This is a genomic window from Geodermatophilus sp. SYSU D00710, assembly GCF_054050195.1.
Genome location: NZ_JBJGYX010000012.1, coordinates 19,053 through 34,040 on the forward strand (window position 1 = coordinate 19,053; position 14,988 = coordinate 34,040).

General features: G+C 78.2%; 10 protein-coding genes. 7 read left to right on the plus strand and 3 right to left on the minus strand.

The annotated features are described in order from the left end of the window. Position 1: 1 nt before the first annotated feature. Positions 2-181 (minus strand): hypothetical protein, encoded by a 180-nt coding sequence (locus ACI78U_RS07760; protein WP_456874713.1) that lies wholly within the window; start codon positions 179-181, stop codon positions 2-4. A gap of 184 nt (positions 182-365) precedes the next feature. Between ACI78U_RS07760 and ACI78U_RS07765 the strand changes: the two genes are divergently transcribed. Then, on the plus strand, positions 366-977 hold the full coding sequence (locus tag ACI78U_RS07765; RefSeq protein ID WP_456874714.1) for a TetR/AcrR family transcriptional regulator: 612 nt from the start codon (positions 366-368) through the stop codon (positions 975-977). Positions 978-985: 8 nt separating this feature from the next. On the opposite strand, the gene ACI78U_RS07770 is transcribed toward ACI78U_RS07765, so the two are convergent. Beyond that, entirely contained in the window at positions 986-3,781 is a 2,796-nt protein-coding gene (locus tag ACI78U_RS07770) for an AAA family ATPase (protein WP_456874715.1), read from the minus strand. A 264-nt stretch (positions 3,782-4,045) separates the two neighbouring features. Between ACI78U_RS07770 and ACI78U_RS07775 the strand changes: the two genes are divergently transcribed. The 5 genes from ACI78U_RS07775 (at position 4,046) to ACI78U_RS07795 (ending at position 10,955) form a co-directional block, all read left to right on the plus strand. Further along, positions 4,046-4,528, plus strand: coding sequence for a DUF5709 domain-containing protein (locus ACI78U_RS07775; protein ID WP_456874716.1), 483 nt, complete (start codon positions 4,046-4,048; stop codon positions 4,526-4,528). A 6-nt stretch (positions 4,529-4,534) separates the two neighbouring features. Further along, complete coding sequence (locus ACI78U_RS07780) at positions 4,535-5,485, plus strand: DUF5996 family protein (RefSeq protein ID WP_456874717.1); 951 nt, start codon at positions 4,535-4,537, stop codon at positions 5,483-5,485. Positions 5,486-5,680: 195 nt separating this feature from the next. Continuing rightward, positions 5,681-7,441 carry an alpha/beta hydrolase gene (locus tag ACI78U_RS07785; RefSeq protein WP_456874718.1) on the plus strand — a complete coding sequence of 587 codons (1,761 nt, stop codon included), beginning with the start codon at positions 5,681-5,683 and terminating at the stop codon, positions 7,439-7,441. Continuing rightward, on the plus strand, positions 7,438-8,772 hold the full coding sequence (locus tag ACI78U_RS07790; RefSeq protein ID WP_456874719.1) for a diacylglycerol/lipid kinase family protein: 1,335 nt from the start codon (positions 7,438-7,440) through the stop codon (positions 8,770-8,772). The genes ACI78U_RS07785 and ACI78U_RS07790 overlap by 4 nt, the downstream gene beginning before the upstream one ends. Positions 8,773-9,041: 269 nt before the next feature. After that, complete coding sequence (locus ACI78U_RS07795; RefSeq protein ID WP_456874720.1) at positions 9,042-10,955, plus strand: DUF222 domain-containing protein; 1,914 nt, start codon at positions 9,042-9,044, stop codon at positions 10,953-10,955. A gap of 83 nt (positions 10,956-11,038) precedes the next feature. On the opposite strand, the gene ACI78U_RS07800 is transcribed toward ACI78U_RS07795, so the two are convergent. Next, complete coding sequence (locus tag ACI78U_RS07800) at positions 11,039-12,352, minus strand: cation:proton antiporter (protein ID WP_456874721.1); 1,314 nt, start codon at positions 12,350-12,352, stop codon at positions 11,039-11,041. A gap of 227 nt (positions 12,353-12,579) precedes the next feature. On the opposite strand from ACI78U_RS07800, the gene ACI78U_RS07805 reads away from it, so the two are divergent. After that, positions 12,580-14,988 (plus strand): lysylphosphatidylglycerol synthase domain-containing protein, encoded by a 2,409-nt coding sequence (locus ACI78U_RS07805; protein ID WP_456874722.1) that lies wholly within the window; start codon positions 12,580-12,582, stop codon positions 14,986-14,988.

The following is a 14,988-nucleotide window of genomic DNA, read 5'->3' on the forward strand; positions in this document are numbered from 1 at the left end:
CTCAGCCGGGCTGCGGCTCGACCCGCTCGAGGGACTGCACGTGCGCGTCCTGCACCCGCAGGATCGCCGAGTTGCCGCGGAACAGCACGGTCCAGCCGTCCTCGCGCTCGACGGTCACGCCCTCGAAGGTCTCGCGCACGACCTGCTCGCCGTCGCCGTAGACCATCCGGTAGGTCGGCATCCCCGGTCCCTCCGTCGTCGACCCCCGGCTCGGCGTCCCTCGGCGCCCACCGTGGCCGCCCGCCGTGGCCGGGGCATCGGTCATGCGACTGCCGCGGGGCCCGGTGGGGTCCCCCGGGCGCCCTGACCAGGGCAGGATCCCCGTGTCGTCGCCCGCGCCCGACCACCCGCCCCGGGAGCCCGCCGTGCGTGCCACCGAATCGCTGCGTGACCGCAAGCGCCGGGAGACCCGCGGGCGGCTGGAGCGGACGGCGCTGCGGCTGTTCGCCGAGCGCGGCTTCGACCGGGTGACCGTCGAGGACGTCTGCCGCGAGGCGCAGGTCGCCCCGGCGACCTTCTACCGGCACTTCCGCACCAAGGAGGAGGTCGTCTTCGCCTACGAGACGGGCTTCGAGGTGGCCCTGGACGCCGCCGTCGCGTCCGTGCGCGGGCGGGCCGCGGGTCCCGGGCAGCTGCTGGCGGTCCTGCAGGGCTTCGCCGACCACCTGCAGTCGCAGCTGCCGTCACTGGCGCTGCGCGACCGCATCGTCCTCGGCCACGAGGGCCTGATGCGCCACACGCTGGCCGTCCAGCGCGACGTCGAGACCCGGCTCGCGCAGGGCCTGGCGGGGCTGCGGGGTCTGGCCGAGCCCGACGACACCGCGCTCGCCGAGGCGGCCGTCGGCCTGGTGGTGCTCCGCCTGGCGGTGCGGTCGTGGCGGAGCGGGTGCGGCGACCACCTGCCCACGGCCACCGGGACGGCGTTCGCGCTGGTGCGCCGGGTGCTGGCGGATGCGGGGTGCGGCGACGGCTGGTGACCCGCGGGTCAGCCGCCGCCCGGCCCGGCCGCCGGCTGCGGGACGCGGGCCAGCGCGTCGCGCAGCGCCGCCCGCGAGGAGATGCCGAGCTTGGGGAAGACCCGGTAGAGGTGCGCGCTCACCGTCCGCGGGGACAGGTAGAGCTGCGCGCCGATCTGCTTGTTGGTCAGGCCCGACGCCGCCAGCAGCGAGATCTCGTGCTCCTGGGGGGTGAGCTCCACCGGGGCGGTCCGGCCCGCCGGCGACCGGGACACCCCCGTCGCACGCAGCTCGTGCTCGGCCCGGGCGGCCCACGGACGGGCGCCGAGCCGGGTGAACGCCTCCTGCGCGGCAGCCAGGTGCAGCCGGGCGGCGCCGGTCGCCCGCTCCCGGCGCAGGTGCTCGCCGTAGGCCAGCCGCACGCGGGCGTGCTCGAAGGGGTGCGCGTCGGCACCGGGCACCGCGAGCGCCTCCTCGAAGGACGCGGCGGCGCGGTCGGCCGGGGCGGCGAGCGCGTCCGACCCGGCCGCCAGCAGGGCCAGCCGCGGGCGCAGCCGGACGACCTCGAGCTCCCGCAGCGCCGCCACGTGCGCGGCGGCCTCGTCGCGCCGGCCGGTGCGGACGGCGGCCTCGACCAGCTCCAGCGGCATCCACAGGGCCACCGGGACGTGCGGCGCCACCACGCCCGGCGGGCTGACGGTCGCGGCCTGCCGGTACGCCTCCTCGACGTCGCCCTCGCCGAGGGCCGCCAGGGCGCGGGCGCGGTGGGCCAGGTGCTCCACCGCGCGCACCCCGCGGGGCCCGGCCCAGGCCACGACCCGCCCGGCCAGCGTGCGGGCCGTCGCGCCGTCGCCCTCGGCCGCCGCCAGCAGGGCCAGGCAGCAGGTGGCGGGCAGGCTCAGCAGCCGGTAGCCCAGGGTCTCGCCGAGCGCGACGGCCTCCTCGGCCGTCCGCCGGGCCTCCTCCCACCGTCCCGCGCCGTAGGCGTCCTGGCACAGCAGGACCAGTGCGTTGACCGCGGAGGCGACCGCGCCGCCCTCGCGCCCGTCCCACACCACCCGCCACAGCGCCTGCCGGCAGTCCTCGAGCCGGTCGAGGTAGAAGCCCGCCACCGCGATCCGCACGATCTGCGCGGGGTCCTGCTCCGCGTCGATGCCGGCGAGGACCTCGTCGAGCCGCGCCAGGTCCGCGGCGGTGGCCCGGGCGGGGGCGCCGAAGGTGGACCGGGACACCGACAGGACCGGGCCGAGCCGGTGCCCCAACCGGGCGGCCACCGCGTCGAGGGCCTGCCACCGCTCGGGCCGGCCGCTGAAGTGGCAGACGACCAGCAGGCTGTACAGCGCCTCGTGCAGGTCGCCGCCGCCGGCCGGACCCCGCAGGGCGGCGTCGATCGCGCGGACCAGCCCGCGGTGGGCGCTGTCGACGTCGCCGTTGCCGATGGAGAGGTGGTAGGCCGCGGCCGTCGCCGTCTGCAGCGTCGCCCCGCCGTCGGGGTCGGCCTGCCGGGCCCGCAGCAGCAGGTGCGGGACGTCGCGCAGCTCGCCGGCCACGTCCGCGCCCAGGTAGGCGGCGCGGGCCAGCCGGCGGGCCCGGTCGGGGCCACGCGGGCTGAGGTCGGCGGCCCGCAGCAGCGCGGTCACCGCCCGCGCGCCGTGGCCGGAGCGCAGGGCGCGGTGCGCGGCCTCGTCGAGCAGGTCCGCCGCCTGGCCGTCCGAGCCGACGGCCGCCTCGGCCAGGTGCCAGGCCCGGCGGTCGGGCTGGTCGGTGAGGACCTCGGCGAGCGCGAGGTGGGCGCGGTGGCGCTCGGCGGTGGTCGCGAGCCCGACCGCCGCGGAGGCGACCAGCGGGTGCCGCAGGGAGACCCGCTGGGTGTCGACGTCGACGTGCAGCAGCCGCGCCTGCTCGGCCGGCGCCAGGACGTCGAGCCAGTCCTCGCCGGGGGACGCCGCGCCGAGGACCCCGAGGTCGCCGGTCCCGTCGAGGGCGGCGAGCAGCAGCAGGCGCCGGGTGGCCGGCGGCAGGTCGCCCACCCGGTCGGCGAACAGCGCCCGCAGCCGGGAGCCGAGCGGGAGGAAGGAGGGCAGCGCGTCGAGGCCCGCCCGTTGCCGGTGGCTGAGCGCGGCCGGCAGCTCGAGGAGGGCGAGGGGGTTGCCCTGCGCGGCGGCCACGACCCGCCGGCGGACCCGGGGGGCCGTGCCCGGGTGCCGGCCGGTCACCAGGTCCTCGGCCGGCCCGTCCGCGAGCGGCCGCACCCGGTGCCCGGGCAGGCCCGACAGCGGGGACGGGAGGTCACCGTCCGGCCGGGAGGCGGCGAGCAGGCCGATGCGGGCGCCGGGCAGCCGGCGGGCCACGAACCCCAGCACCCGGGCGCTGTCCCCGTCGAGCCACTGCAGGTCGTCGACCACCACCAGCACCGGCCCGCCGGCGGCGACCGCGCGCAGCAGGATGAGGACCGCGGTGGAGACCACCAGGCGGTCGGCGGCCGGGCCGGGCCGGTAGCCGAGACTGGTGGCGAGGGCGTCGCGGTGCAGCTCGGACAGGGCGGTGCCCTCGTCGAGCACCGGCACCAGGAGCTGGCTGAGGCCGGCGAAGCCCACCTCCGCCTCGGACTCCGCGCCCGCCGCGGACAGCACCCGCGTCCCGGAGGCGGCGGCGGCCCGCGCGGCGCCGTCGAGCAGGGCGGTCTTGCCGATGCCGGGGTCGCCGGTGAGCACCAGGGCGGCACCCGACCGGGCCGCCCGCTCCCGGAACGCGGTCAGCAGGGCGACCTCCCCGGACCGGCCGACCAGTCCGCCGGCCGGGGATCCCGAGTCGCCGTCGTCCACCGTGTCCCCTTCGGCTCGGAGCCGCCGACCCGACCCGGTGGAGGGGAGGCGCCCGGCTCGCTGACCCCGTGGCGGCGAGAGGGTCTCTCGTCAGTCGCACGCCGGACAACCGCCTCGCGCCCCCGGGAGGCCCCGCCCCCCGACACGCCCGTGGACCTCCGTCGCCGCGACGGGGCGTGCGCGCTCAGTCAGATGACCGATGCAGGACGGCTATGCCGGGCCGGATGCTCGCGCCGACCACGGCGCGATCGGGAGGAGGCCGGCATGACCGGCAGCTACGGCACCGACGGGGTGTACGACCCCGACGGCACCGACCCGGAGCAGGACTCCGGCGTCCTCGACGCCAGGGACACCCTGGAGGACCTCGACGGCGTCGAGGACGTCCTGGACACCGGGTGGTCCCCGGCTGAGCGGCCGTGGGGGGTCGACGAGTGGGGGACGACCGAGCGGGAGGAGTCGGCCGGGGAGGGCCTGAGCGGCCGGCTGGCCCGCGAGCTGCCCGACACCGACCGCCTGGAGTCCGGGCGCGTCGAGGGCGACGGCCTCGGCGACACCACCGACACCGACGGGGAGCTGCTCGACGACGAGGTGGGCGAGCGGCGGGCCGGCCGGCTGGTCGAGGACGACGGCGAGTGGGACGACGAGGAGCCCGAGCTGTACGCCGTCGACGCTGGCATCGACTCGGCCGCCGCCTCCGCGGAGGAGGCGGCCGTGCACGTGGTCCGCGACCGGGACGACCGGTCCTGACCGGGCATGGACGCCACCGCGCCCGCCCCCGTCGCCGGACCCGCGGTCGAGGGCTGGCCGGCCCTGCCCGTCGCCGCCTGGCAGGACACCCGCGACACCCTCCACCTGTGGACACAGGTCGTGGGCAAGGTCCGGCTGGCCCTCGCGCCGGCGGTCAACCACTGGTGGCAGGTGCCCCTGTACGTGACCGCCCGCGGGCTGACCACCTCGCTGGTGCCGCACCCCGGCGGGCTGGGGCTGGAGGTGGTCCTCGACCTGACCGACCACCGGCTGCTGGTGCACACGACGAACGGGGCCACCCGGGCGATGGCGCTCGAGCCGCGCAGCGTGGCCGACTTCCACGCCGAGTTCCGGGCCCACCTGCGCGAGCTCGGCGTGGACGCGCCGATCGGCCGGACGCCGGTCGAGCTGCCCGAGGCGATCCCGTTCGACGAGGACCACGAGCACGCCAGCTACGACGCCGCCGCCGTCCACCGGTTCTGGACCTCGCTGGTGAGCGCCCACCGGGTGATGAGCGTCTTCCGCGGCCGGTGGCGCGGCAAGGCCAGCCCCGTGCACTTCTTCTGGGGCGCGTTCGACCTCGCCACGACCCGCTTCTCCGGCCGGGCCGCGCCGCGGCACCCCGGCGGCGTGCCGAACTGCCCGGACCGGGTCATGGTCGAGGCCTACAGCGAGGAGGTCTCCAGCTGCGGCTACTGGCCCGGCGGCGCCGCCGAGGGAGCGTTCTACGCGTACGCCTACCCCGAGCACCTTGGGTACCGGGAGGCCGCCGTCGAGCCGGCTCCGGCGACCTACGACGCGGGCCTCGGCGAGTGGCTGCTCCCCTACGCCGACGTCCGGGCCGCGGCCGACCCCGACGCGCACCTGCTGCGGTTCCTCACCTCGACCCACGACGCCGCGGCGGCCACCGGGCACTGGCCCGCGCCGGTCGGCGCCCCGGCGCAGCCCGAGGGGTGAGGCGGGGCCGATCCCCTTGTCGGGGCCGGGCGGGACGGCGGACCCTCGGTCGCGTTCTCCCCCGCCCGACGGAGGCCGCCATGTGCCGCACCGTGCCCCGCGTCCGGCCGCACCGGCCGACCGGCCCGTCCGTCCCCGCCCCGGTGGTGCGGCGGCCCCGGGCCGCCGCCGGCCGCTGACCGGGAGCGCCGGGTCGTGGAGTCCCGCGAGACGCTCCCGGTGCCGGTCCCGGAACCGCGGGGGCAGGCCGACCGCCCCGCGGACCCCGGCGACCGGACCGGAGCCGGCGGCGCGCGGCACGGGCGGCGCCGGGTCCGCAGGCGGGCCCGCCGGCCGCCGTTCCGCTACACGCTGCCCGGCGCGGTGGGCGCCCTGGTCTTCCTCTGCCTGTCGCTCACCCCGTCGCTGCTGCCGCGGACCGGGCTGACCCAGGGCCTGATCAGCGGCATCACCGCCGCCTTCGGCTACGGCATCGGGGTCGCGGCCGCCGCCGCCTGGCGCGCCCTCGTCGACCGGGACGCGCGCCACCCCCGCCCACGCTCGTGGCTGGTCCTGGCCGGGGTCGGGCTCGTCTCGTTCGTCGCGGCCACCGTGTACGGCCGCTACTGGCAGGCCCGCATCCGGGAGCTGATGGACGCGCCCGCGGACAGTGCCCTGTCGGTGGTCGTCGTGCCGGCGGTCGCCGGCGTGGTCTTCGTCGTGCTCGTCGCCCTCGCGCGGGCGGTCCGGCACGCCGGCACGTGGACCGCCCGGCTGCTCGACCGGTGGATCGGCGCCCGGGCCGCCCGGCTGCTCGGCTGGGCCGTCGTCCTGACCGGAGTGGTGCTCGTGCTCAACGGCGTCGTGGTCGACCGGCTGGTCGCGGCCGCCGACCGGGCCTTCTCCCTCCGCAACGACCGGACCGACGAGGGGGTGACCCGGCCCGGGACACCGGAGCGCTCGGGCGGGCCCGGGTCGCTGGTCAGCTGGGAGTCCCTCGGCCGGGAGGGCCGGACGTTCGTGGGGTCCGGGCCGTCGGCCGACGACGTCGCCGCCTTCACCGGAACCCCGGCCGCCTCGCCGGTCCGCGCCTACGCCGGGCTCGACTCGGCCCCGACCGCGGAGCAGCGCGCCCGCCTCGCCGTCGACGACCTGGTCCGGGCCGGCGGGCTGGACCGCGCGGTCCTCCTCGTCGTCACCACGACCGGGTCGGGCTGGATCGACCCGGGCGCGGTGGACTCGCTCGAGTACCTGGCCGGCGGGGACACCGCCGCGGTGGCGATCCAGTACTCCTACCTGCCGTCGGTCCTGTCCTACCTGGTCGACAGCGACCGCGCCCGCGAGGCCGGCCGGGAGCTCTTCGACGCGGTGTACGAGCGGTGGTCGCGGCTGCCGCTGGAGGCCAGGCCGCGCCTGGTCGTGGCCGGCGAGAGCCTGGGGTCCTACGGCGCCGAGACGGCGTTCAGCGGTGAGTACGACCTGCGCAACCGGACCGGCGGGGCGGTCTTCGCCGGCCCGCCGGAGTTCAACCTCCTCTACCGGGAGTTCGTCGACGATCGGGACGAGGACTCCCCCGAGATCGAGCCGGAGTACCGGGACGGCCGCACGGTCCGCTTCACCGACGACCCCGCCGAGGAGGTCGCGCCCACCGGCGAGCCGTGGGACGGCTCCCGAGTGCTCTACCTGCTGCACCCGTCCGACCCCGTCGTGTGGTGGACCCCCGAGCTGCTCTACGCCCGCCCGAGCTGGCTGGAGGAACACCGCGGCGACGACGTCGTCGACGCGGTGCGGTGGATCCCGTTCGTGACGTTCTGGCAGGTGACGGCCGACCTCCCGGGCGCCGGCAACGTGCCCGACGGGCACGGGCACGTCTACCGGACCCAGTACGTCGACGCGTGGGCGCGCGTGCTGCAGCCCCCGGGGTGGACCGCCGAGCGGGCCGAGCAGCTGCGCGAGCTCGTGGCGGCCGACCGGTGAGGCACCCGCCGCGCCGGCACTGGCGCCGTACCGCCGCCGTCACGTCGCTCGCCGCGGCGGTGTGGGTGCTGCTGCTGCTCGTCCAGGCGGCAGTGGACGACTTCCCCCGGGGGGTGCTCCTGCTCGGCTGCGGCGCGCTGGTCGCCGCGGGCGCGTGGGAGGGGGTGCTCCGCCGCGGCTGGGGGCGGGTCGCCGGCCTCGCCGTCGCCGGCGCCGCCCTGGCCGGCGGCGCCCTGCTGCTGGCCGACGAGGGCTACCGGAGCACCCTGCTGCTGCTCGCGCTCGGCACCGTCGTCTGGCACGGGGCGGCCCGCTCGGCCTTCCGGCCCGCCGTCGCCCTGCCGCCCGCCGAGCGCCCGCGGCAGCCGGTCGTCGTGGTCAACCCCCGGTCGGGGGACGGCCGGGCGGCGCGGACCGGCCTGGCCGACGCCGCGCGGGAACGGGGCATCACGGTGCTCGAGCTGGGGCCGGGTGAGGACCTCACGGCCCTGGTCCGGAGCGCGGTCGACGCGGGTGCCGACGCCGTGGGCATGGCCGGCGGTGACGGTTCGCAGGCGGTGGTGGCCGCGCTCGCCGCCGATGCCGGCCTGCCCTACGCGTGCATCCCGGCGGGGACGCGCAACCACTTCGCCGTCGACCTCGGCGTGGACCGGTCCGACGTCGTGGGCGCGCTCGACGCCCTCGTCGACGGGGACGAGCGGGTGGTCGACCTCGCCGAGGTCAACGGCCGGGTCTTCGTCAACAACGTCTCGCTGGGGGTCTACGCGGAGGCGGTGCAGAGCCACGGCTACCGGGCGGCGAAGGTGCGGACCCTGCTCGGCACCATGCCCCGCTCGCTGGGCGTGGACGGCGGGTCGGCGGACCTGACCTGGCCCACCCCCGGCGGCCGCACCATGCGCGGCGCGGCGGTCATCCTGGTCGGCAACAACCAGTACCGGCTCGGCGGCGCCGCCGGCGCGGGCACCCGGCCGGCGGTCGACCAGGGCGTCCTCGGGGTGACGGTGGTCGACCCGCCCGTCCGCCGGCCGGGGCCGCGGCGGCGCCCCCTGCGGCAGTGGTCGACCCCCGAGTTCCGCGTCGAGGCGACGCTGCCGGTGCCGGTGGGCATCGACGGGGAGGCCGCCGTGCTCGAGCCGCCCCTGGTCTTCCGGTCGCGGCCGGCCGCCCTCCGGGTGCGCATCGCCGGCCACCACCCCGGCGCCTCCCCGTCGGCGATCGAGCCGGTGGGTGCGCTGCCGGCGCTCCGGGCCCTCGCCCGCATCGCCGCCGGGCGGGACCCCCGGCAGTTCCCGCCCCGGGTGCCGTCGGCGGCACGGCAACCGGCCCGCTGACGAGGCTCGTCCCGGGGGTCCGTCGTCCGCGGCGTCCCGGGTCGACGGGCACCTGCCGATCTGCCGCGGAGACGGATCTGCCTGGCTTCTGCCTCGAGCTCGTCCACGACCCGCGGCAGTCGCGGCGCCGTGCCCTCTCGTGAGCACGGCTCGGTCGGCAGCGTGGAGCCCCGTCCGGACCGAGCGCTGCTCGCTCCTCGTGCCGCTGACCTGGTCTTTCCCACCGGCTCGTATTGCGCCACCCCGTCTTCGAACGTATGATCGAATCCGTGGCAGGAGTCCTGGCGGTCGACGAGCCCCGGGTGGGATGGGCGTCGGGGCCACTGGGGGCGGTGCAGGCCGCCGACCGGGAGATCGCCCGGCAGACCGCGCTGCGGGCCCGGGCGGTGGCGGCGTTCGCCGCGACCCGGCCGTCGTCGGCCGATCGGCCGCCGGGCTCGCCGGGGGCGATGGCCGCCGACCGGTGGGCGGCGCGGGCCGAGGTGCTGCGGCCGGTGAGTGAGTGGGCCACCGACGAGCTGGCGGTGGCGCTGGCGGTGTCCACGCAGGCGGCGCAGGCGCTGCTGGAGCGGTCGCTGATCCTGGTGCACCGGCTACCGGGCACGCTGACCGCGCTGGAATCGGGGGCGCTGCACGTGGGGCACCTGGGCCCGCTGCTGGACAAGGTCGCGCCGATCGCCGACGACGCGCTGCGCGCCGCGATCGAGGCCGACCTGCTGGCCTGGGCGGCCGGGCGGCACACCACGCCGGCGCAGCTGGGCGACAAGGTCCGCCGCGAGGTGCTCAAGCGCACCGCCCGCACCGCGGCCGATGACCTGCTCCGCGCGGTGCGCCGGCGTGGGGTGTCGGCCGGTCCGGACCGGGTCGAGGGGATGAGCGTGGTGTCGGCGCTGCTGACCACCCCCGAGGCCGCCGCCCTGCTCGCCGCGCTGGGTGCCTGTGCCGACGCGCTGCCCGCCGACGGCCGCAGCCGGGGGCAGAAGATGGCCGACTGCCTGCTCGACCTGGTGCTCCGCCCCGGCGAGACGGGGCTGCCACCGGTGCAGGTCACCCTCACCGTGGTCGCCCCGGTCGGGGCGCTGCTGGGCGGGGACGCCGCCTGTGAGGTCGACGGGCAGGTGGTGCCCGCCGAGCTGGTCCGGGCGCTGCTGGCCGCCCTCACCGGTCACCGGGCCGCCGCCGCGGCCGACGCCACCACCAGTGACACCGACACCGGCGACACCGCGGCCGATGGCGAGGCGTCCGAGGGCGCCGAGGTGAGCGACCCGCAGCCGGCCTCCGGCGGGGACGACGTCCTGGGCTGGGAGGCCCGCGAGCAGGCCGAGCTGGAGGCCTGGTGGGCGCGGATGGAACGCCGCGTGCTGGCCGGCGAGTTCGATCCCGATCCCGACGACACGGTGCCCGACGCCGTCCCGCTCCGCTGGCTCGACCAGGACGGCCCACCGCCTGAGGAGTCACCGCCGGATCCACCGGCCGCGGAGCGGTCCTCCGCCCACCGCGGTGATCCCGGCGATGGCTGGTGGGCGCGCGCCGACCACGTCGTCGACCAGGCGAGCACCGCGCTGCTCGGGCTGCAGCGCGCCCTCGGCCACGCCCGCCGGACGGTGGCCACCGCGCAGCGCGCCGACGCCGCCGACGAGGCCACCTGGGCGGCGAGTCCCGCCGGCCGGATCACCGCCGCCGGTGATGTGCTCGCCCAGCTGGCCGCGGCCACCGACACCGCCCGCGCCGACCTCGCCGCGCTGCTGGGTGCCACCGGCGGGGGCGGGCTGACCGACCGGCCCCGGCTCGCGCTCACCGACGCGGCCGGCGGTGCGCTGCTGGCCCTCACCGACCTGCCCGCCCTGCACCGCGCCGCCCGCACCGGCACCGGCCTCGGCCCGCCCGCCGCCAGCCCCGGCTACCGGCCCGGCGCGGCGCTGGACCGGCACGTCCGGGCCCGCGACCGCCGCTGCCGCTTCCCCGGCTGCCGCCGGCGCGTGCCCCGCGGCGGCGAGCTCGACCACAGCGTTCCCTGGCCGGCCGGACCCACCACCGCGGCCAACCTCACCGGCTACTGCACCGGCCATCACCGCGGCAAGCACCAGGCCCCCGGCTGGCGACACGTCCTCGCCCCCGACGGCACCCTCACCGTCACCACCCCGTCCGGCCTCACCGCCGCCACCACCCCACCGCCCTACTGACCGGAGTCGCAGAGGAGTGCGGGCCGGACGTGCCCCGGCGCGACCATCCGCAGTCTCGGAGCCCGATCCGGGCGCGGCCGGTGCTAGATCTCGCCGCCACCGCGTCGGCGGGTCCACGAGCCCTTCTCGCGACGCCGGCGGGGAGTCGACCGGTCGCCGTGCACCGCACCAGCCGGGCCGGCACCCGTTCCTGCGGCGGACGGCGGCGGGGCGCCGGCGGGAGCGGCTGCCGGTCCACCGGTCCGCGCGGGCCGGCCGAGAGCGACGGCGACGGCGGGGAACACCAGGACGGTGAGCACGCCGGCGCCCACCAGGGCCGCGGCGTTCACCGGGAGCATCGTGCCGTTGCGCAGGCCGATCTCCGTCAGCGCGACCAGCACCGGCAGCGCCGTCGCCGTCACCAGCACGGTCTGCACCCGCTCGCGCAGCCCGAGCACGCCGCGGTAGACCACCAGCGCGGGCAGCCCCCGCACGGCGAGCATGAGGCCGGCGAACAGCAGCACCCGCAGCGGCGCCTCGGCGATCGAGTCCAGGTCGAGGGCCATGCCGGAGTAGATGAAGAAGACGGGGATGAAGAACCCGTAGCCGACGGCGTCGAGCTTGGACTCCAGGACCGGCGAGGACGTGCCCACCCAGCGGCGGAGCACGACGCCGGCGAGGAAGGCCCCGAGCACGGCGTCGAGGTGGAAGCGGTCGGTGACGGCGATGAGCGCGACCAGCAGCAGGATCGTCGCGCGCAGCGTGATCTGGGCGGTCTCGTGCTGGCCGAGCACGACGACGGTGGCGAGCCGGCCGCCCTCCCGGACCACCCGGCGGGCGAGGGCGAGCAGCAGCGCGAGGACGGCGACGACCCCCAGCGAGGCCAGAGCGGTGAACCGGTTCTGCGTGCCCAGGAACACCGCGATCGCCAGGACGGGGAACAGCTCGCCGACCCCGCCCGCGGCCAGCAGGTACCCGCCCAGCCGGCCGGTGAGCAGCCCGTTGTCGCGCAGGACCGGCAGCAGCGTGCCCAGCGCGGTGGTGGTCAGCCCGAGGGCCACCGGCAGGAAGGCCCGCACCAGCCCGGCGCCGGACAGCAGGCCCACCACGCCGATCGCCAGGAGCAGCGACACGGTCCAGGCGACGACGGCGCGCCGCCCGGCGTCCTGGCGGAAGAGCCGCAGGTCCACCTCGTAGCCGGCGAGGAGGAAGACGAAGCCGAGGCCGACGTCGGCGAGCACCTGCACCTGGTCCGGCGTGCTCAGGCCCAGGACGTCGGGTCCGATCAGCACCCCGCCGGCGATCAGCAGCACCACCTGCGGTACGGGCAGACGCGGGAACAGCCCGACGACCAGCGGCGCCACCAGCGCGACGGCCGCCACGGCCACCAGGGTGTCGACCCCGACCAGACCGTCCACCACCGCTCCCGTCGTCCGGCCGGGCCGCGCACCCGGCGCGGGAGGGATCCTGCTCAGCCCTCGGGACGGCGTCCAGACCGGGAGCGGCCCCCTTCCCGAGGGCGCCGCGCACGGCCACGGTGTGCGCAGCGACCCGGAGGGCGGAGCCCATGGACACGACAGGGCGCACGGAGCCGACAGGGCACACAGAGACGAGGGGGGCGGCGGGCCGGCCAGACGCCCCGGTCGTGGCGGCCGCGCCGGCGCCGGGGCTGCACGCGGGGACGCGCGTCGACCGGTCCCAGGAGGAGGTCACCGGCTACGCCCGGTCCCCCAGCGACCTGCTGCGCACCTGCGTGCTGGTCCTCGCCGCCGTCCCGCTGGTGCTGCTCGCCCGCTGGGCGCGGGCGGAGGCCGCGACGCTGGAGGGGGCCCTGGCCGGGCGACTGACCTCGGCCGCACCGGTCCTCGAGCGGTTCCTCGCCGGCGTCTGCGCCCTGCTGGTGGCGGCGTCGGTCGTCGCGGCCTGGACCGCGCCGCTGCTGCTGCGCCGCCCCCGCCTGGCCGGGTACCTGCTCGTCGCCGGTGCCGTCGCGGTGGTCGCAGCGCGCGGGGTGGAGGAGCTGCTCGACGACGCCGGCACGGGCGGGCCCTCCCGCAGGGCGGAGCTGCCGTGGGGGCTCGGCAGTGCGCTGGGCGTGGACGGCCTGGCCGTCGTCGCGGCGTCGTTCGCGGTGCTGGCGCCCTCCGTGTCCCAACGGTGGCGCCGCGCCGGGGCGCTGGTCCTGGCGTGCTCCACCCTGCTGCACCTGCTGGTGCCGGTGGCGTCCCCGGCCACGCTGGCCGTGGCGCTCGTGCTGGGCACGGCCGCGGGCTCGGCCACCCTCCTCGCGTTCGGCCGCCCTCTCGCCCGGCCGACCCGTGCGGCCGTGGCCGCCGCCCTGGCCGGCAGCGGCCTGGACGCGGTGGCCGTCGAGCCGGCCGTGGTCGACGCCCGCGGCTCGGTCCCCTGGACCGCCGTCCTGCGGGACGGGCACCGGGTGTTCGCCAAGGTCATGGGCGCCGAGAACCGGGCCGCCGACCTGCTGTTCCGGGCCTACCGGTTCCTGCGGCTCAAGGACGTCGGCGACGAGCGGCCGTTCTCCTCGCTGCGGCGCACGGTCGAGCACGAGGCGCTGGTGTCCCTGTTCGTCCGGGACGTCGGAGGGCGCACGCCCCGCCTGCGCGCGATCGCCCCGGTGGGGCGTGACTCCTGGCTGCTGTCCCACGACCTGGTCGACGGCACGACGCTCGACCGGCTGCCGGACTCGGCCGTGACCGAGCCGGTCCTGCACGGCGTGTGGGACCAGGTGGCCCTCCTAAGCCGGCACCGCGTGGCCCACCGCGACCTGCGCCAGGCCAACGTCCTGCTCGACCGGTCGGGGACGCCCTGGCTGATCGACTGGGGCTTCAGCGAGGTCGCCGCCGCACCGGCACTGCTGGACGCCGACGTCGCCCAGCTGCTGGTCGCCCTGGCACTGCGGGCCGGGGTCGACCCCGCCGTCGACAGCGCCGTCGCCCGGCTCGGGCCGGATGCGGTCGCCGCGGCGCTGCCCCGGCTGCAGCCGGACTCCCTCGGGGGTGCCACCCGGCACGCGCTGCGGCACGACCGGCAGCTGGCCGGGCGGATCCGCGCCGCCGTCGCCCGGCGGTGCGGGGTCCCGGAGCCGCCCCTGGCGGACCTGGAGCGCATCCGGCCCAGGACGGTCCTCCTCGCCGCCGTGCTGGTCCTGGCGGCGTACCTGCTGGTCCCGCAGCTCGGCGACGTGCCCGGCATGGTCGCCCGGGTCCGGGACGCCGACTGGGCCTGGGCACCGCTGGTCGCGGCGACGTCGGTGCTGACCTACGCCGGCGCCGCGGTCGCCCTCGCGGGGGCCGTGCCCGCGCGGCTGCGGCCGGTCCCCCTGCTCGCCGCCCAGTTCGCCTCGTCGTTCGCCGGCCGCCTCGCCCCGGCCGGCCTCGGGGGGATGGCGCTCACCGTCCGGTACCTGCAGCGCAGCGGCGTCGACCTGGCGGTGGCCACCTCCGGGGTCGGTCTGAGCTACGCGGCCGGGACCGCCGTCCACGTGGTCCTGCTGGTGGGCTTCGGGGTCGTGGCCGGCCGGTCGCTGTCGGCGTCGTTAGGGCCGGTCGAGTCGCCCGCCGTGCTGTGGGGTGCGCTGGCGGTGCTCGCCGTGGCCGTGGTCGCGGCCGCCGTGCCGGCCGTCCGACGGCGCGTCGCCGGGCGCCTGCTGCCGCCGCTGCGCCGGTCGTCGCGCGGGGTGGCCGCGGTCCTGCGCAGCCCGGGCGGGCTCGCGCTGTTGCTCGGCGGCTCGGCGCTGACCACGCTCGGCTACCTGATCTGCCTCTACGCGTCGACGCGGGCCCTCGGCGGGGACCTTGGCCTGGTCACCGTGGGCGTGGTCTACCTCGCCGGCGCCGCCGTCGCGGCGGCCGCCCCGACGCCCGGCGGCCTGGGCGCCGTGGAGGCCGCGCTCGTGGCGGGGCTGGTCGGCGCCGGGATGGACCACACGGTCGCCGTCCCCGCCGTCTTCCTCTACCGGCTCGCCACGTTCTGGCTGCCGGTCCTGCCCGGGTGGGCGGCCTTCGCCTGGCTGCGCAGGTCGCACCTCGTGTAA